This is a genomic window from Hoylesella oralis ATCC 33269, assembly GCF_000185145.2.
Lineage (GTDB): Bacteria > Bacteroidota > Bacteroidia > Bacteroidales > Bacteroidaceae > Prevotella > Prevotella phocaeensis.
Genome location: NZ_GL833119.1, coordinates 637,574 through 658,961, shown reverse-complemented (window position 1 = coordinate 658,961; position 21,388 = coordinate 637,574). Strand labels below are relative to the sequence as shown.

Annotated in this window: 10 protein-coding genes and 1 pseudogene; 9 read left to right on the top strand and 2 right to left on the bottom strand. The window is 37.7% G+C overall.

Going from position 1 to position 21,388, the window contains the following annotated elements; all coding sequences use genetic code 11:
• Positions 1-350 precede the first annotated feature (350 nt).
• On the bottom strand, positions 351-1,256 hold the full coding sequence (locus HMPREF0663_RS05355) for a helix-turn-helix domain-containing protein (RefSeq protein ID WP_004369267.1): 906 nt from the start codon (positions 1,254-1,256) through the stop codon (positions 351-353).
• Between the two features lie 1,064 nt (positions 1,257-2,320).
• On the opposite strand from HMPREF0663_RS05355, the gene HMPREF0663_RS05350 reads away from it, so the two are divergent.
• On the top strand, positions 2,321-2,539 hold the full coding sequence (locus HMPREF0663_RS05350) for a hypothetical protein (RefSeq protein ID WP_004369266.1): 219 nt from the start codon (positions 2,321-2,323) through the stop codon (positions 2,537-2,539).
• Between the two features lie 38 nt (positions 2,540-2,577).
• Positions 2,578-4,218, top strand: coding sequence for a hypothetical protein (locus tag HMPREF0663_RS05345; protein ID WP_004369265.1), 1,641 nt, complete (start codon positions 2,578-2,580; stop codon positions 4,216-4,218).
• Between the two features lie 488 nt (positions 4,219-4,706).
• On the opposite strand, the pseudogene HMPREF0663_RS12365 reads toward HMPREF0663_RS05345, so the two are convergent.
• Positions 4,707-4,831: pseudogene (locus HMPREF0663_RS12365) on the bottom strand (IS982 family transposase); the annotation flags it as partial.
• Between the two features lie 261 nt (positions 4,832-5,092).
• Between HMPREF0663_RS12365 and HMPREF0663_RS05340 the strand changes: the two are divergent.
• The 7 genes from HMPREF0663_RS05340 to HMPREF0663_RS05310 all read left to right on the top strand — a co-directional run bounded on the left by HMPREF0663_RS05340 (position 5,093) and on the right by HMPREF0663_RS05310 (position 21,185).
• Positions 5,093-6,919, top strand: a complete 1,827-nt coding sequence (locus HMPREF0663_RS05340; protein ID WP_004369260.1) for a glycoside hydrolase family 2 protein — start codon at positions 5,093-5,095, stop codon at positions 6,917-6,919.
• 70 nt (positions 6,920-6,989) lie between these two features.
• A complete protein-coding gene (locus HMPREF0663_RS05335; RefSeq protein WP_004369259.1) occupies positions 6,990-8,738 on the top strand; it encodes an ELWxxDGT repeat protein in 1,749 nt (582 codons plus the stop codon).
• Positions 8,739-8,919: 181 nt separating this feature from the next.
• On the top strand, positions 8,920-12,063 hold the full coding sequence (locus tag HMPREF0663_RS05330; RefSeq protein WP_004369257.1) for a SusC/RagA family TonB-linked outer membrane protein: 3,144 nt from the start codon (positions 8,920-8,922) through the stop codon (positions 12,061-12,063).
• 17 nt (positions 12,064-12,080) lie between these two features.
• The gene (locus HMPREF0663_RS05325; RefSeq protein ID WP_016665460.1) at positions 12,081-13,775 is read left to right on the top strand and encodes a RagB/SusD family nutrient uptake outer membrane protein; all 1,695 of its coding nucleotides are present in this window, start codon (positions 12,081-12,083) and stop codon (positions 13,773-13,775) included.
• A 155-nt stretch (positions 13,776-13,930) separates the two neighbouring features.
• Positions 13,931-14,776, top strand: a complete 846-nt coding sequence (locus HMPREF0663_RS05320; RefSeq protein WP_231375169.1) for a hypothetical protein — start codon at positions 13,931-13,933, stop codon at positions 14,774-14,776.
• Between the two features lie 300 nt (positions 14,777-15,076).
• Complete coding sequence (locus HMPREF0663_RS05315; RefSeq protein WP_169309808.1) at positions 15,077-16,846, top strand: exo-alpha-sialidase; 1,770 nt, start codon at positions 15,077-15,079, stop codon at positions 16,844-16,846.
• 328 nt (positions 16,847-17,174) lie between these two features.
• Positions 17,175-21,185: a hybrid sensor histidine kinase/response regulator transcription factor gene (locus HMPREF0663_RS05310; RefSeq protein ID WP_004369251.1), complete on the top strand. Its 4,011-nt coding sequence runs from the start codon at positions 17,175-17,177 to the stop codon at positions 21,183-21,185.
• Positions 21,186-21,388: the final 203 nt, after the last annotated feature.

Sequence of the window (21,388 nt, the reverse complement as noted above, 5' to 3'; positions counted from 1 at the left end):
AAGAACACTCCGGTGGCTTAAGTGTATTATCTGTGCAACGTTCTTTAAGTCGTCGTTAGTGATATCAATGGTTGAGCATTTCCTAAAGAGAATCTTGTCGTACAATGGGGCATCAATTTACTTCAAAGAGCATTTGGTCTCCCTATAGGTTATCGGGTGAGTTCAAAAAAAATCAAACTATTAAAAAACCAGAAGTATTATTTGGACCTTTTTGTTTTTATTCGGCACCCTTTTCTTTCTCCTTCAACCGTATAGTCTGTCATGCTTATTCAAGAAGAAAGAAAGATCAACTCGACTAAAAAACAAAAATACAACAAAGGTAATTTTTAATCCCTGCCTTAAGAAGGCTTTCATCTGCTTTTCGGATTGCGATAGGCATTAGCCGTTGTGCCTATCATGCGCCTGAAGAACTTACAGAGCGAACTTATCGCCGGGAAATTGAATTCATCGGCAATCTCCTTTAGCGACTTGTCACTGTATTTCAACTCTCTTTGTATGTCGGCGAGCAGTGTACGGTCTATCCAGTTCTTGACCGTGCGGCCGGTTTCTTGCTTCACAATGATACTCAAGTGGTGCACCGTTATGCAGAGTTTATCGGCATAGAATGCAAGTTCGTGTTCGATTTGTGCTTTCTCGGCCACCAACCGTGTAAAAGATTCGGTTAGCCGTTTGTTGCGTGGACGATATTCGAGGAGAGCCTCCACTTTACTTTCATAGAGCGTCTCAGTGAATTTGAATAACGAGAGAAAGAGTGCCCGTGTGGCCGACCCGTAATCACCTGATGCGAGATGTTCTAAACAGATGAGTGTATTCTTGTATTGATTGAAGGTGTTACGCTCTTCCTCAGATAGGTGTATTGTGAGACATTGCCCCGACTGTTTAAAAAGCGGCGGTATGCTGTTGTCAAAGACATTTTTCATGTAGGTTTCGGAAAGAACAATCTCACTGAAATACGCCTCTCCTTCCTGACAGATTGATTTTACCCCACCCTCATTTATTAAGATAAAATCATCAGCTTCAAGGCGATGACATTGCCCATTGATTACGTATTCGCACCATCCATACGTGACGAGACACAACCGCACGCAGTAGGGCTCATTGGCCGGAGCCCGCCCGAAAGCGACTCGTCCGCCACTCAGCACATAATCGGAAGTAGTAATCGTGTTGTCACCAGAGGAGCAATAAACATTCTCGAAGCTATTGCTTTCTTCTTCCTGGGTAAATGTCTCACCGCTTTTATTCTGTGTTTGATTCATACTTATTTGAATATTAACAACTGCTAAATTACATTTTTCTTATCTTTTCAACCTCCGATTAGTAGATTTTATCTGTTTTGCAAACTAAAGCGGATTTCAGAAGCAAGTGCAAAGTTAGCAAAAAATCTTCTTAACAACTTCTATGGGTATATTAAAATTAATTTTCTTTCTTAGTCTACCTGGGACTTGCTTCGCTAACCATTGATGCTCACGCGTAAGGCTGAATACCTCACAGCAGAACTGAGAATCAACAGGCCGATTGCCGGGAACACAGGACCTACAACGATGACTTCTCAAGGCTGCCACCCTTGAATTGTAAATACCATGAGAGTTTCTGTTACGCTTAATCTCACGAGAAACAGTATTCACACTTACCTTGATCGTCTGTGCAATAAAGGTAAGTACCATCTTCTTTTACAGTAATACACTAAACTATGTACCTTTGTTTCGAGCTTAATTGTCTCTACATAAGTAATACAAAATTAATTAATCTTAAGGAGAGACGAAAACTTTTCTCCTTTTTTGTATTGCTGCTGAAATCCTATGCGCTCTTTGGGGGCTTCACTCCCCAGCCGCAAGGTAAACCTTCGCAGTGTTTTTTCATAGGATTATAACATCAAGAGCTTTTGCACTTCTAAGTTCAAAAGTGTATAAAGATAGACCTTTCGGGTGCAAAACATTAGATGATTTTATCGGATTCAACATTTTATGGAAACTTTTTAAACTGAAATAGAAACTTTTTAAATGTTTTAGTGATAGGTATTCGGAAATATTGACATATCTTTGCAAAAATTTATGATAGATAGTACTGTACGTATGAATATTATGGGCAATTCAGCTTAATCATCAAGATTCACATAATACAACACGGACATTTTTTGAGACTTGCCGCCAATATTAATAAAAACTTTCTAAACTGAAGAGAGTCTGCCGACTCTGTTGACTAACTTGAAGGTTCCTTAAACCCCCAAAATGAATGACTCTATTGAACATATTCGTTTCCAATTTCATGAGACAATAAACAAAAGAGATAAAGGACAATTATAAATATTCACTTAAATTAAATGATGAAAAGTAATCAAAGTAAGAAGCGGGCTTACCTTACGCCCGAGACAGAAACTGTATGTGTAGCTGTAGCTTGTCCCATGTTGGATACTTCCTATCCCGGACAACATAATGGCGCCACTCACGGCGGTACGGTGCCTGAGGAAGATGAGAGTGGCGGTGCAAAAAAAATGTCTCTTTTTGACACGACTAATAACGACTCTTTCTGGAAAGATTAGAATATAAAAATAAAATACACAGACAATAATAATTACGTATGAAAACAAACAAGTTATCGATCATCGCAGCTTCGGCTATGCTGGTGTTGATGGCAAGTTGCGCCGGCGAAGATAATACACAAAGCGACAACGATAAAGGCAGTAAAGAGAAAGAAGATGTAGGTACGACAGTTTTTGCAACCAACTATATGAGCGATGGTATCGGCACACGGACATCTATGGATTACAGTAGCGGAAATTTCTTTTGGGAAAAAAGCGACCGCATCTATGTGAAAGACGACACAGGCACATTTAAAACGAGCAGCAACTCCGTGGCAGACAGCAAGCAGGTTGCTTTCAAATTTATGATGCCCGGCATCTATGAAGCCAGCGACAAATACATGGTTTACTACCCTGGTGAGAAAGGTACCAACAACAATGTGACCATCAAAGACAATCAGCAACAAGACATACCTAATGATAATACACACTTCGGAACATCGGGCGATTGTGGTATGGGCTATGGTGAGAAAAGCAACGGCCAGTTTAACTTCAAACTTGAACACAAAGCCGCCTATCTTTGTTTCCTACCTTCCACAAGTCACGATCTCGTAAGTACTTATATTACGAAGATAGAAGTGACTTCCGATAATGAAATTGCGGGATCTTATACCCTTGATTTAAATAGCGAAAGACTTGTGGGATCGGGCAACTACAAGACTATCACGCTCAATCTGGGTAACAGTGACAGCTATAAAGATGGTTTCCCCCTCAACAATAATGCTCCGTCGTTAACCACTAATGGTGCTTTCATGGTAATATATCCGGGCACACACAAGCTCACCGTGAAATACCATGTGAAAGATATTCAAACTGAAATGGAAGGTGTGATCACCAAAAAGCTGAAGTTGTTCGACTATAAGATGGGCGAATATTATGACATCAAGTCCAAACTCGATGTACAGTCCTACGATTCCTACTTGTATATGTGGGATGCTAAACATCATGCTTGGTATGAATATGAGAGCAGCCAGCCTGCGCTTCGTGACGATCCGGGAACAAACTATCCACAATCCAATACTGACAAACGCTGGTATAATGATCAAATTATAACTACAGGTACCGGCGGAGCACAAGCAGAAAATTCGCCAACAAAAGACTGTCCCAACGTGAATGAAATGCTATGGTACTGCATAAAAGGAGATCCTCATTGGGACAGCGACAAGATGTGGACCACACTCAAGCACTTATATAAGGGCGGTATGTGGTTTCTGAAAAAACAATACATTGAAGGTTTCAAATCAGAGACCTTTACATGGAAAAAGTACTCACAGGAGACGAAGCAGGAGACTTATGACTATCGTAATCCGGATGGGCCTCATCAAGTTCAGTTCCAAAACCCATGGTCAAAGAATAATTCTGTATATCAGGGAACTCCTTCCTCACACGGTAAAGATGCCTCAATGTATTTCTATTTGCCTGCTTTTGAGAACTGTACGAAAGATGGTACTATTAGAGATGAAAACCATAAATATGGCATGGGCCTAGAAGGCCAGTATTGGAGCTCTACCGGCTATAGCTTGCAAGATACACCGCCTAATAAGAATTATGGCGCATTTAATTTCAGTTTCACGCAAACACGTGTAGGTGTATATAGAAGCGATCGTGCAGGTGGTATGCGGTGCGTAAAGTTTGAATAACTTCTTACCGATAAAAAATAGATTCTTATATTAGACAATGAGACGGCCATTTCACAAATGGAAAATCTCTACAGAATGCCCCCATATATAGTCTCAGCATTCTATAAACAATGACAAAAGCGCTTCAGCGAGGTCTCTCTCGCCGAAGCGCTTTCATTTTTTCATCAGCCACTATTATCTTCTACCAATGTTATTGTCATTCAGCATAAAAAAACATAAACTCAATCAATAATTCGTGGAGCAGAAAATCTATGTAAGTAAATAAACCTTCTGTCTTTGCTTTCCCTTTGTCCGGCATAAGGAAACCCGTGCCGAGCATATAGAGGTCGCGCTTTATGCCTTGTGCTCACACTTTGGAAAATCGTTCTGCCACGGCAAGAAAAGTGCGGTATATCTGATTCGATATGCGGAAAAGGCATACCTTGTAATGGCGCACGACCTCTCTTTTTGCTATGAAATACGTCAATCCGTACTTATGAAGTTGGGGCTTAAAACATCTCCAGTTGTCTGGTTTTCTTCATATATATAGGTAAACCTCTGGCCCGTTCTCGAAGAAACAATCGCAATAGGCGGTAAGAACCGAGCAAAGGTTCGTTAAGAATTTATGCAACGAACAGCGATGATTCCGTTTATAGTGTCATAATAATAAAAATAAAAGTATTACCTATCAACCTTTCAGTGTAGTTATAATATTGATAAAAATAAGTCATACAAGTACAAATAACAAAGAAAAGAAACGTTTTCAATATTACTTTAAACAATAGTGCAGATATCTAAAACAATATTACCCTTTATAATTAAGGTATGCGTATTATTTTTGTATCAAATAAAAATCTAATTAACGACTAACGTGAAAGTATATCTTGTAATATTGATGATAACTATAGGAGGTTATTGTGTGGGTAAAACGATACCACGTCCAGAATATCCAAGGCCGCAATTTGAAAGGTCTGAGTGGATTAATCTGAATGGAACATGGACTTATCAATTCGATTTTGGAAAGAGTGGTATAGAAAACGAGCTGTTTAAATCGAAAGGGTTCGAAAGACAGATTACGGTTCCGTTTTGTCCGGAAAGCTCTTTATCAGGTGTAAACCATAAGGATTTCATCAATGCTATGTGGTATCATCGTTCTATTTCCATACCACAATCTTGGATGGGCAGACACATCATTTTACACTTTGGGGGGGTGGATTATAAATCTACGATATATATAGACGGTATAGAAGTTTTTGTACACTATGGTGGAGCAGCTTCATTTTCAATAGATATTACCCGATATGTGAGCAAAGGAAGGCAACATGACCTTGTTGTTTATGTTCAGGATGACGTTAGGAGTGGTCTGCAACCCGGAGGAAAGCAGTCGAAAAAGCTTCATTCATACGAATGTTTCTACACTCGCGTTACAGGTATATGGCAAACAGTATGGCTTGAACCTATAGCTAAAGGTGGTTTGAAAAGTTGTAAGATTACCCCTGATTTAGACCAATCCCGCTTTATCTTCGAGCCCATATTCTATGATAATCATGTTTCCACATCGTTTTCCGTTACAATAAAAGATGGTAACAAGACTGTTTATTCGTGCGAAAGTGTTGCCGATAACAGTACTTTTTTGGTAGCGCCTATAAAGAATGTAAAAACTTGGTCCCCCGAATTGCCTCATTTATATAAGGTATTATACTCTGTAAAAGATGTACATGGCAAGGTGATAGACCACGTAGAATCGTATACGGGAATGAGGAAAATAGAGTTACGCGGTAAAACTTTCTATTTAAACAATGTACCTTATTACCAGCGATTGGTACTTGATCAAGGGTATTATCCCGATGGGCAGTGGACTGCTCCCACGGATGAAGCACTCAAACGCGATATTATATTAGCCAAGAACGCCGGATTCAATGGCGCCAGACTACATCAGAAAGTGTTCGAGCAACGCTATTTTTATTGGGCAGATAAACTGGGATATCTTACTTGGGGGGAATTCCCAAGTTGGGAAATGGACTGGACAAATCCTATAGCAGCACGTAATATGCTTACAGAATGGGAAGAATATATGGCACGTGATTATAATGAACCGTGCCTTGTTGCGTGGTCTCCGTTAAACGAGACATGGATGTGCGACAACGATGGACAACGTGAACGATTTACAAACGACCTATATTTCATAACTAAGCGCCTTGATCGTACACGTCCTGTTGTAACGGCAAGCGGCGGATTTCATGCCGGTTTTACCGACATCTATACCGAACACACCTATGAACAGAACCCTATGGAACTTTACAAACAGCTGTCTTTAGATCAAGATAGCATGCCTTATATGAAACACAAAGAGTTCAGCAAGCCTTATCAAGGGGAAGCATATATGATAGATGAGTTCGGAGGTATTAGATGGGTGACAAAAATGCAGGCACAGGAAGTTGCCCCTGAAAAACTGTTTTGGGGATATGGAAAAGATCCCCAATCGTTGGACGAATATTACAAACGCTTAAAAGAACAAGTAAATGTAATATTAAGCATGGATTATATTACCGGTTTCTGTTACACTCAACTTGTAGATGCAGAGCTTGAAAAGAATGGTATCTATACTTACGATCGCAAACCGAAATTCGATATGGACCGAATTCGAGAAATATTCAGTAAGTCGCGTAGCAAAGCAAAGGCAGAAGTACAGCACATGGTTGACCAAAGAAATAATCAATAATATATATATATCAGTCTGATATCTACAATGCGTAGATACCATACATATTACTAATTTAAATTGTGTTATTATGAAACGTGGAAAATTTTTACTCATTACAGCCATGATGCTTCTTACGGGTAATGCTATGGCACAGGGCGACGGTCAGGTTATTCCTTTATTGCCAGACGGCGTGACAGCTAATATCAATTCCGAACGAAAGATGGGAAAGGCAAAAAATCTTATAGTTGCAGGCTCGCCAGAAAAAGGCTATAAAGCTTTCTTTGCTGCCAAAGACGACGAACATGGAGAAGAACTATGGGTGACAGATGGAACGAAAGAGGGTACTCGTATGGTGAAAGATATTATTCCGGGTACGGCAAGTTCTGATCCTTCTTATCTCGGACGTCTTAATGACAAGGTGCTATTCTCTGCTTATACAGATGAGACAGGATACGAAACATGGGTGTCTGATGGTACTCCAGAAGGAACTTTTATGCTTGTAGATACCTATATGGTTGGTGACGGTAATCCGAAAGGTTTCTATCAGATCAACGAAAAACAGGCAATATTCGGTGCCACGAGCGATGAGAGTGCCGAGTACGATCCCGATAATGGTGCACAGCAATGGCTTTGGATAACCGATGGAACTGTGGAAGGCACAAAGTTTGTAAAGAAAGTAAAGATAGATAATCCGGGAAAAGAAAATACAAATTTGCATTATCCTTATGTACGTGTGGGGAGAAAAGTATTCTTCAAAGCCGACGATATAGATGGTACTACCGGTACGGAACTTTGGGTAACAGATGGTACCGAAACCGGAACTTATCTTGTAATGGATATTAATGAGGAACCGAATACAAATCATGAAGGTTATACCCGTGATTCGGCTATCGACAATTTAGAGAATTATCAAAATGAACGTGTGTTTTTCAATGCTTGGACGATGGCCTCTGGACAAGAGCCATGGACTTCAGATGGCACGAAAGAAGGTACTTATCAAATTTATGATACTAATCCTTCTGTAAATCCGGATAATGGTATAGGAAATGGTGGTGGCGTATTCGGTCCAAGCAGCGAGGTTTACAAGGGGCGTATATGGTTCCGTGGATATTCTCCAGAAGGAGGATATGAATTAGGGGGTACGAATTGTCAAAAGGGTGATTATCAGTATTATGACATTTGGAATGTAAATCCTTCGGCAGATCACAACTCTTTCCCTGATCCGGGATGTGTATTTGATGGTGTGTATATGTTCTGTGCGGCACATGGATTTGATGCTGCGGTACCGGATAATTATGGCGGAGAGCTCTGGTGCTTCGATGGTGAGAAGGTTTGGCTACAGAACGATTTTTGTCCGGGAACCCAATGTGATTGGGTGAAAGAGCAGACTGTAGCCGGCGGTTCACTCTATTGGTATAATGAAGCTAATGACATAGCGAATGGATTCGGTTCCGGTCTTTACCGTCTCGATAGTAAAGATGTTATACCCGTGGTATGCCCTACGATTACTGCTACCGGCGACTTTGTACACTCGCTTCGTAATCTTGCAGGAACCATTATTTATGCTTCTACGACAACTAACGGTGTATATGCATTTAAGTATACTAAAGCCGGATGGGACGGGAAAACAGATGCAGGCTATCTTGAACCTGAATACCGTACACCTGCCGAGATTGCTGCCGGTATTAGTGAGATGCGTACTCCAAATACAGATACAGTAAATGTTTATACGATAAGTGGAATGAAGATTCGGCAAAATATAGATAGGAAACATGCAACAGAAAGATTACAAAAAGGTATTTATATCATAGATAGCAAGAAAGTGGTTATACGTTAACTGTTTCAATATAAGGAATAAGATTTCTTCCTGTTCTCCTCTTAACGAAGAGGACAGGAGGTAACAAGTCCTCTGATTTTAACAGCTTCACTCATCTAAGGCTGATAATCTTGGTTATTTTCTTTAATTTGTATCTAAATATATAGAATGAGGATGCTTCTAATAAACTAAAGCTAAAAATATGCGTAAACATTATATTACAAGAATATTGGTTTTCTTGTTGCTGATATCTTACATGTCAATATCTTATGCGCAAAATATTACTGTAACGGGAACAGTTGTTGATAACCTGTCTAATGATCCTTTGATTGGTGTCACTGTGAGAGAGAAAGGGACTGCCAATGGCGTAATTACCAACATTGATGGGCAATATAGCATTAATGTATCGCCTAAGGCAACCCTTATATTTTCGTATTTGGGTTTTACGCCACAAGAGATTACTTTGAATGGCAGGAAAAAGATAGATGTTTCTTTAGAATCGACTTCAAGACAATTGGATGAATTGATTGTTATCGGTTACGGTGTACAGAAAAAGAGTGATGTTATTGGCTCTATTTCTTCTATTAGCGGAAAGGAAATCAATCATACGCCGGTATCATCTACGTTACAAGCATTACAAGGACGCGCAGCAGGTGTAAATATCATTCAGAATACAGGAGCACCCGGTAGTACTACAACTATAAAAATTCGTGGCACAGGTACGATCAATGATGCCGATCCTTTATATGTAGTCGATGGCTTCATCGTGGACGATATAAATCATCTCAATCCTAACGATATAGATAATGTGGAAATTTTTAAGGATGCTGCTTCAAGCGCCGTCTATGGATCGCGAGCAGCCAATGGTGTAGTTGCCATTACAACTAAAAGCGGTAAGCAAGGAAAGACTAAAGTTACCTACGACGGTTACATTGGTATATCCAATCCCTGGAAGAAAATCAAAGTGATGGGATTGGAGGATTATGCACTTATGCAGGATTATATAAATGGTACTTCCGATTATTCGGCAGATGGCAGACTATATATGTCTAAGATGCCCGATGGAACCTATTTTTATGATCAATCGAAGTTCGAAAGACTTGATACCATTCGCCATAATTCCGCTGGTAATTGGTGGGACGCTATAACACGTACAGGGCTGAAGATGCAACATGGGATATCCGTTTCGGGAGGATCGGATAAGACGCAATATCTTGTCAGTACGAGTTACTACGATGAAAAAGGCATTATAAAAACATCGGGCTACAAGCGTTTCAATGCACGTGTGAATATAAATACATTATTGGCAAAGTGGTTAAACTTAACTACCAATATATCATTCACAAATGAAAAACGTCTAACAGTTCCCGAAGGTTCTGGAAGTATATTGAAACAGGCTCTTTATGAAAGTCCGATGTTATATCTTCATAACAATAAAGGTTATTGGTATAGTAATAATCCTCTTGCAGTACTTGATAAGGATAATGATAAGGTGCATACTAATCGACTCGATATGAACTTGGGTGTTGATATAAAATTATGCAAGTATCTAACATATCAGTTTAAGACGTCTTTCTATACAGTACATTATGTAGACGATAATTTCTTTGCCGTATGGGGACTTGATGAAGATTTCACAATGCCTTATTCTCTGTCATCGGTATACAAATATCAAAGCATAGCCAATAAATGGGAAGTCAATAATCTCCTCACATTTATGTGGAGTGGCAAACGCCATAATCTAACAATGCTTGTCGGACAAACAGCAGAAGGCTATAAGCACAGCTATCAGCAATCTTCTCGTCACGGTACACCAAGTAACGAAAGTATTTTCCATTATTTGTCGAGTGCTTATACTGGAGATAAAACCTACGGCTTAGATCGTGAATGGACAGCAATCGGTATAATCGGACGCATGAACTATAGTTATAATGATACTTATTTATTGCAAGCAAATATACGTGCTGATGGTTCCTCAAAATTTGCTAAAAATAACCGATGGGGCATTTTTCCATCAGTATCTCTTGGATGGAAATTCTCCAATGAAACATTCATGAAAAAGATAGTTTGGCTTACACAAGGAAAGTTTCGTATAGGCTGGGGTATCCTCGGCAATAATCGTATTGATGAACTTGCACGATACACTTACCTTACTTCCGGTTACAACTATGCTTATGGACTGGGAAATCACAGTATCTGGGAAGGTTCTACAGCAACAGTTCTCGGCAATAATAATATAAAGTGGGAAAGAAGCGAAAGTTACAATATAGGAGTTGACCTAACTTTCTTACATAATAGACTGGACTTTACAGCAGAATATTTTAATCGTAAGACAACGGATATGTTATTACGTGTGCCAACCGTAAGTTCCGCAGGACTTGATAAGGCTCCGATGACGAATGCTGGAACCGTAAAGAATTATGGATGGGAATTTAATGTGAAATGGCGTGACAATATTAAAGAGAATTGGCATTATTCTATTGGATTTAATCTATCTTATATTAAAAATAAGGTAATTAATCTTGGTACAGGAAATGAACCAGTGTATAGTTCGTATCTAAGTGATGGTAGTATTGTAGATTACGTTACGAAAACTGCTGTAGGGCAACCCATCGGAAGTTTCTTCGGATATGTTACAGATGGGATATTCCAAAGTTATGATGAAGTTAAAATGAGTGCGCAATACGAAGTTGGAAAGAATAATTTCGAGCAAACAACAAAGCCCGGCGATTTCCGTTTTAAAGATTTGAATGGAGATCATAAGATTACGGCGGAAGATCGCACTTATCTGGGATCGTCATTGCCTAAATTTATTTTTGGCATACCGCTTTCCATTGGATATAAGAATGTAGATATTAATTTGTTTTTTCAAGGACAGACAGGTAATAAGATTTTCAATGTGATGGATTATTATTTATACAATGCTGCATCAGGAAATGTATATGCCGATATTAGAAGTAAGCATTGGTCCGGACAACTTGTAGAACAAAAACATATTTATTTTCCATTGAATATTGATGCTTCTATTCCTGATTTGAGTAACAATGATGCTCCACGCAATTTCCGAGCAAGTGATTTCTTTATTAAGGATGGATCATATATTCGCTTAAAAGAACTGACACTTACTTATAACATCCCACAACATATTCTTTCAAAATGGAATATACCTAATTTAACTTTATCTTTAACTGCTTATAACTTATTGACTTTTACAGGTTACGATGGCTTTGATCCAGAAGTAGGTAAAATTGTCGGAACAGAAAGCAATAACCTTAATATGGGGGTAGATCAAGGTAATTATCCTCAGGTACGTTCATTTTCATTCGGCATAAAACTCAGTTTATAATAAAAAGGAATATGATTATGAAGATATTTTATACAGTTTTAGGAGTAACTTGCTTTATTTTCTTGATAAGTTGTAATGATTTTCTTGATAAAGAAGTTTTAGCAAATGCTACCGATAAAACTTATTATGATACACAATATAAAATGCAATCTGCTTTAGATGCTGTGTATGATGTATTACAGTCTGATCAATTCAATGAAACCGAATGGCGTTTTGGAGAAGCTATGAGTGATAATGTATTCGGTACAGATGAGGGGCTATCTTCGCAAATGGGGCAGTTAGTGAATTTCCGTTTCAACACATCTAACACATGGATACTGTCTCGTTGGAATATCAATTATAAAGGTATACATCGTGCTAATCAAGTAATCCACAATATTAATAGGGTAAGGATATCTACCAACGATTATTCTGCTTATCAAACAATACGTTATATTTATGGGCAAGCAAAATTCCTACGTGCATTTTATTACTTTAATTTGGTAAAGACCTTTGGAGGTGTTCCCATTAGACCGGAAGAAGAATCGGTAGAGGCCTTGGTTGTTCCAAGAAGCACAAAAGAAGAATGTTACGCTTACATAGAGAAAGATTTACGTGAGGCTGCTATCATGCTGCCTGTTGTATATTCTAATGTAACAGAATATGGTAAGGCTACGCGCGGAGCAGCTGTAGCACTGCTGATGAAAGTCCTTATGTATGAAGCGAAACCGGGTATAACATCGGATAAATGGGAGCAAATTGTAGAACTTGGTAAATACTTTGTAGATGGTGCTCAAATGACTTATGCTCAAATGGTAAGAAATGAAAATAGCGAAGGATGGGAGTCTTTACGTGAACGATTATGGTTTAAACCTAAACGATTGATAGATGCAGGAGCGACTGGTGAATACGAGTCTCCGGATGATCAGCTCACAGCGCTTAACAATGCATATTCTCTTGCTTATCAGGATTATTATGGTCAGTCTTTGCACAATGGAGATAAATGGTCTTATCTCTTTCAGTTCTATACAGATGGAGAATTTTGTAAAGGTTCGATTTTTGAAGTTGTATTCAAAGAAAGTGCTGACGGATCGGTGGGAGATGCTAATGAAGGAGCAGGGCTTGAATTTTTTGATGTAGGTAATGTAAAAATGTATATGACTGATAAACTCCTCTCAGATATCTTTAATACTGATGTTCGTAAAGATTATACCATCCATCATCAAGGAACAACTTTTGACGGAGAGATTTGGCAAGGAGGTGAAGGACGTTATGTATCATTAAAATGGTACACCCCGAAAAAAGATAAACCTAAATATGCCGGAGATAACGGTAAGAACCGGAGGATACTACGTTTTGCAGATGTAGTTTTAATGTATGCTGAGGCATTGAATGAATGCGGTGATAGAGAAGTCGCACTTGCTAATTTGAATAAATGTAAGTCGCAAGTCAACACAATAAACGGGAGCACCAAACTGTATGTGGCCGGAGGATATGGATTTCTCCGTGATCAAATATGGCAGGAACGCAGAATGGAGTTTGCATTCGAATGGGATCGTTTTTTTGATATTATTCGTCAAGGGCGTGCTGTATCCATCTTCCGTACATTTGCCGGATACACTGCAACTCGCCGTGGCGCATATTTCCGTGAGAAAGTGAATGAGATTTTCCCAATACCTCAAACAGAAATAGATATATCTAATGGGGTTGTCGAACAAAACCCAGGATATTAATTTAGAATTGAATTACAATGAAAAAGTATTATTACATAATAATGTGTGTATGCTTAACGTTATTTACCATAGCATGTACAGATGAGAATAAAAAGGCGGATACACCTATAGCTTCTGTTATAGTAAGTGCTACTCAATTAGAGATTAACCAATCTATGGAAATACGATTTACTGGAATTGCAGATCAGGCAGTCATATATACAGGAGACAAAGGACATTCGTATGCTTTACGAGATTCGAGCGATACAGGATTTGTAGTTAATAAGGGATTGTTCACTTATTCGTATGCCATTCCGGGGAAGTTCCATGTCGTATGTGTAGCTTCTACTTATGATACTTTCATGGGAAAGGGATTACGTCGTGATACTACCGCCTTTGATGTAGTTGTGAAAGACGATGTTACAACAATAGATCGGATATTTTCATCAATAAGACCGAACGTGTATTTCGCAGAACTTGTCGATACTGATAGTTGGATGATGTGTTTCCCTACAAAACAGCTTTATAATGATAAAGAACTGAAAATTAATACTGCCCGAGTAAGATTATCTTTCGAGATTACTTCCGATTCTTCGAAAATATACGTTGATGAAGAACTGTACAATTCAAAGAACTATTACGACATGACAAAACAGCACGCTTTACGAGTAGTATCTGATTACGGTTCCATTCGCAACTATAAACTGTACCCGATAATTTATCCCGAATTTACATCAATAAAGATCGCAGGAGTATATGGTACTCTTCAGCGCAATGCGTATGATCAAAGTCTTCAGACCTATATTTTTGCTTTACCTATTGGGACAGATTTAACGCATATAATTCCCGAATATGTAGTTGATGGCGATGGAATATTGTATGCAAATGGAAAAGAAATTACATCGGGTTCAGAAATGAACTTGGTTGATAGAGATGTTATATATACGCTTGTGCGTACTTCATCGGCCAATGCTAAAGTATCTGCTGTATCAAAAATTAAGTTCGAAGTTACACTTTACTAAGAGTAGGTAAACAAATAAAATTGTTATATCAAGATCGATACAATAACATATTTTTTACAGAATTGAGTAATGCAGACGTGCTTATATCAACTTCTTTTCCTAAATCGGATAAATCATGTATGATAAATTAATTAAGTAAAAATGAAATCAAATAGATTCGCATTCGCCATAATTTCCCTATTGGTCACATTATCTTTAAATGCAAAAAGTACATCCCCCTATACAAGGTCCCGAATATTTTGGGATACATCTACACGGAAAACTGTTTTTGAAAGCGGAGGATATGCCCGAATTATCCAATTGAGAGACGGAAGATTGATGGCCACGTGTGAAAGTAGTGGCATTGTTGTTGCTTTCAGTCGAAATATGGGAAATTCATGGACAGCTCCCCAAAAGATTGTAAACAATATAAATAATACTCCCAACTGTGTGCCCGATTTAATCCAATTATCTGATGGTACGATAATTGTAGCGTATAATCCTCGCCCGAGTAAGCCATATACCGATGACCGAAAGTTCGGCATTCGTTGCAAAAGAAGTATAGACAACGGAGTTACATGGAGCGAAGAGATTTTTGTGAACGATGCTTCTTATACATTTGATGATGGTTGTTGGGAACCTTCTATGCTGGAATTACCTTCTGGCGAATTACAACTTTATTTTGCAGACGAGGGACCGTACACAAATAGTAACGAACAGCAGATTTCCATGTGCCGTTCATTCGACCAAGGCAGAACTTGGAGTAAAGTACAGAAGATATCTTTTAGGGCCGGATTCCGTGACGGTATGCCTGTACCCATTTTATTGAAAGATCGGTCATCGATTGTTGTTGCAATAGAAGATAACGGGTGGACCGGTATTCATGATTTTTTTCCCACAACGGTAAGATGCCTTCTCGATAATAATTGGACTAATAATTGGATCGACGCTAATAGCTCATATAGAAATAAAACCTTAGATTTAAATTTCTGTCCGATTGCTACGGGCGGTGCTCCATATTTGCGGGTATTGCCATGGGGCGAAACAGTTCTCTCTTACCAATCAAATTACAACCACGGCTCTCTATTGAATATGCTGGTTGCAGTAGGAGATGATAGAGCCCAAGATTTTAAGGCATTGAGCAATCCCTTTGTGATAGGAACTCAAGAAGAATGTCTATGGAATTCGCTGGCCGTGGTCGATACAGGAATCGTTATTGCAGTAGGAGGCATAAACGGAAAAATAGAAATGATCAAAGGATATCCTACAAAGTCATTACAGGCTCCATACGCCAAACCTAAAATAGATGGTATACAAACTCACAAAGAAGGATATTATAAACCGAATGCAACACAAATAATATTAGGAAATACAAACGGGGTACGCTTTACCGGAGATTTTGCCTATGATAAAGATTCTTTATATTTTACCTCACGTGTGTCCGATCATACGCAATATGCTTCCGGTAATCAGATTGATGGTGTGAGGTTACTCATCGATATAGATAATGTAAGTAGCAACACACCTACAAAAGGAATGTATAGCTTCTTTTTTCGTTTAGATGGGATTGTACAGAGTTGGCAAGGCAACGATGGAGTATGGAAACAAGAAACTCTGCATATAAACTATAAAGTAGTTCCTAATAATTCGAAGACTTATTATGTTGTAGAGACAGCCATTCCATGGCGTGATCTGGGGAAAATGGCACCTCCGGTTCATCAGCGAATGGCCGCAACGATAGAGTTACAAGACCGTAGATCAAATACAATGTTAACAGATAAGATGCCCGATGCAAACAGAAATCAGTCGTGCACATGGATGGAATTTCAGTTGAGGCAACCCGAGGAAACGGGGATATCTGAGACCTATCGTGATAATAGCGTAAGTGTAACAGTTACAGATCATCGTTTTATTATCAAAAGCGAAGTTCCTTTAAAATTTGTTTCATTATATTCTATAGACGGGAAGATACAGAAAAACTTTGATCAATCTGGCTGTTATCTTACGAGTATAGTACCATTTAAGGGAGTATCTTTTATGAAAATAAAGCTTATTGATGGGCGCGTTATCTATAAAAAGATACTTCTTTAATTGATTCTTTCATAGGGGCATACGATAAATTCGAATAAAACAAAAGAAAAGAAAAATATGTATTTTTATCGTCTTTTTCCATAGTTATTATAACATGTTGATTACTATTTATATACATGTATTTTTGATATGATGAAATGACAGCAAAAATAAAGAAAGAACTGTATTTTTGATACTTTCGATGACAATATTTGTATCAATAATACATACCTTGTATAAGACAGATACACAGTACATGAAAACATAACATCTGCATAAAAAGTATAATAGAGAAGTATTTACATCAATACTATTATCCCCAAACTTGCGTAATTTTAGTTATTCTTTTATGAAGAAGCATCTACTGATTATTATTGTTATTTTGATGTATTGTTTGTCGGACAATGCAGAAAATTATAAATTTAAGCATCTAACAAGCGAACAAGGATTGCCTTATCAGCAGGTAGAAGCTCTTATGCAAGATGCTAAAGGTAACATTTGGATTGGAACACGTGGTGGACTCTCCCGTTATGATGGTTATAGTATAAAAAACTATTTTCATGAGGATAACGATCCCAATTCATTGGTACATAATTTCGTAAACTGTATTTATTTAGATAAAAGAAAACGTCTTTGGATATGTACTCAAAGAGGGATATGTCGTTATCGCCCTACGACAGATGATTTTAAATCTTATAAACTACCAAGAGGACGAGTCTCATCTATAGCAGAAACAAGTAAAGGAAAAATAATCTGTGGCAGTGAACAGCTGTATATATATGATGAAAAGAAAGATGTTTTTATACCATATCCGTCATTTGATCATGAATACATTATTTCACTCGCTGTCGATAAAAAAGATAATATTTTCGTAGCAACGAACTATTCTATATTTTATTATAACTCTTCAATGACGAAGATCACACGTTTAAATTCGAAATACTATGCCGATTTTATAACTGGTGTCGATGGTATTATCCCCATGCTGTTCGATTCATACGGTAGATTGTGGATAGGCAGAAATGGCAAAGGCGTTATGAATATGGATTTAGCCCATAATATTTCGAAAATATATGAGCCGAAAGATATTTCGAATGGTATTGTGCGTGTTATTAAGGAAGACTGGTTACAAAATATATGGTTAGGTACAGAGAAGGGTATTACCATTATTAAGAAGAATGGGGATATTGAGATTTTACGACATCGTTTTCAAGACACAAACTGCCTTAGTGATAATGCTATCTACAATATTCTATGTGACCGCAATCATAATATTTGGATCGGTTCTTATTTCGGAGGAGTGGATATATTACTTCATAACAGCAAGTTATTTAGGAGTATAGAGCCGGGGTACAATGCTCATGATATAAAAGGGAAAGCTGTCAGAATGATAATAGAAACTGCTCCAGATAAATTTTGGATTGCTACTGAAGACGGAGGATTGAATATATATGACGCCAATCAAGGAACCATAAATGTATTTAACAAAATACCAAATCTTGGAACCAATATACATAGTCTCTACTATAATCATAAATTGTCAGAAATTTGGATTGGCACATACCGGAATGGGCTTTATCGATATAATCTTAATACTGGCCGTTTTAAAGAATATCTATTTACTAATGGGCTCCGTTCCGATGCCATTTTCTATTTTGCAAGTCAACGTAACGGTCGACTATGGGTGGCAACATCACATGGATTATTGTATTATGATGCCGAACAAGATTACTTTTATCCCTGTGGAAATAGCGTGTTAGACTCATTATTTGTTTATACACTTCATGTAGATAAACAAGATAATGTCTGGGTAGGTACTATAACACAAGGATTATTTCGAATTGATGGAAACACACGGAAAATAACCAATTGGAGAAAAGGAGATACAACCGGTCTTAAAGATGACTATATTACATGTCTCTATCAAGATCATTATGGAAGACTATGGATCGGTACTAATAACAATGGACTACAATATATGGATCCAAAAGAAAGTAGGATAATGTCTGTAGCTACTACCGGACCTATATCTCAAAGTACGATATGCAGTATTATCGGAGATCGTAATGGTGGGCTATGGATAAGTTCCAGTCTTGGACTTTATGAGTATGTACCTGCTAAACATACATTTGTAAGATACACTATTGATGACGGTTTACCTACTAACCAATTTAATTTCTCTTCATCGTTGATGAGCCACAACGGAACGTTGCTTCTGGGTACGGTACATGGATTGGTCACATTCTCTCCCTCTTCTATCCATCATAAGTCAGGACCTTTCCATGTACACTTGAAAAATCTGATTATCAACAATTGTATTATAAATGCTTCTTCTCCACATTCCCCTTTGGTAAGGGAACTCGACGACACCTCTGAAATAATTCTTTCTTACAGTCAGGCACGCTCGTTTAGTATAGAATACGGCGTTATTATTCCCGGTGATGCTGGTACGATAGAATATCAGATACGCTTAGAAGGAATTGATAAAGAGTGGAGAAACGTTAGTTCCGAGCGTAAGTTCGTAGGAAACAACTTACCGGTGGGAACTTATTATCTTTATATTCGTGCAAATAATTCTAATGGTAATTGGAATCGTTGTCCTGTCAAATCTATTAAAATTATCGTAGAACCTCCCTTTTACCGTTCTGGATGGGCATACTTCTTTTATTTAATACTCGCAAGTATTTTCGGTTATGTCGTTTATTCTATTTTTGCTGCTCGTATGAGAGCACGGAATGCAATTAGACTTGCTAACATTGAAAAAGAAAAGATCGAAGAGATAGACAGAACGAAATTAAATTTCTTTACCGCTGTCTCGCATGAACTCAAGACACCTTTATCTCTTATTATTGCCCCGTTAAAGAGTATTTCTACATTAGAGTTAAGCAATAAATCTAAAAAGTACCTTGAAACAGCAATCAAAAATACGCAAAAAATGGAAAATCTTATCAATGAGTTGGTAACCTTTAATAAAGTAGAAAATGCGAATTTCCCTTTTTACATCCAAAAGGGTAATCCGTTGGAATTTATAGAACTCTTGGTTCTTTCGTTTTATGATATGGCTTTAGAGAAGAAGATTATTATTTGCACCAACTGTGAGAACAACGGTGAGGAAGTATGGTTTTCCCCTTCATATATAGAACATATAACCAACAATTTGCTTTCCAATGCTTTGAAATTTACGCAAGAAGGAGGCCGAGTTATAGCAAATGTAAGTATTACAACCATAGAGACAGCACCTTATACTTATCTGAAAATAGAGATAACCGATACCGGTATCGGTATTGAGAACGAGGAATTGGAGAATATCTTTGAACGCTATTATCAAACTAAACGCGGTTATAATGTCAATAATAGCGGATGGGGTATAGGATTAGCCCTTGTAAAACGTTTGGTAGAAATACATAAAGGTTGGATAAATGTGGAAAGTTCTGTTGGTAACGGCAGTACCTTTGTTGTGTTCGTCAATGTAAGCGATACAGCCTTTGATCCTAAATGTAAAATCAATGAAGATAAAGTTATCGTGCCTATCAGTCAATATAAATTTTCTGAATCTTTGATGAATATCGATAGAACTGTGATGGAATTTTCAGCTATAAATAACGCTAATCATCTCTCTATCCTTATTGTCGATGACAATAAAGATCTGCTTTTGTTTTTGAGCGAATATTTCTCAAATAAGTATAATGTATATACGGCTGAGAATGGACATGATGCCTTAGAAATAACTCATAGGGAAAATATACAATTGGTCGTATCAGATGTAATGATGTCTCCAATGGATGGTTTCACCCTTTGCCTAACGTTGAAACAAGATATGGCGACATCCCACATCCCCGTCATTCTTCTTACAGCTAAAACAGAACAGGACGATGTGGTGAGCGGATATAAGAGTGGTGCAGAGGCTTATGTATCGAAACCTTTCGATCCCCAGATACTTGAATTGCAAATTAAGAATATCATTCATTTACAGAAAACCCGACAAACGGAAATTGTTAATGCAGGAAACGGAGAAATCGATGCTATATCTTTAAGCGAACTCGATAAAAGTTTCTTGCATAAGATAAACGATCTGGTAGAAAATAATATTGATAACAGCGATTTCTCTGTAGGAGATATTACGAAAGAACTGGCCATCAGCCGTAGCCTATTGCATATTAAAATGCGTAGTTTGCTCAACATGTCGATGGGTGACTATATTTGTAAAAAACGTTTAGATAAAGCTTGCAGACTGCTCCATAGCGGTTATAATGTTTCAGAAACAGCATATCAGACTGGTTTTTCTGATCCTAATTACTTTTCAAAAACATTTAAAAAGCATATAGGTATGAGTCCTACAGAATATCAAAAAAATATTTAACTTGCATATCGTTTTAGAATAAGCAAAGATATTTTTATTTTTGACTTCTTATTACTTTCAATATGTTTTTAAACGACACCAAGGCAAACACTCAAAGAAATATCTATTAAACCATAACAGCATTTTCTTAATAAACTTTTTTTATAACATCTTTATCTTTTAAAGTTTAGAAGAATCGACTTTGTTTAAAACAAAACACCTAC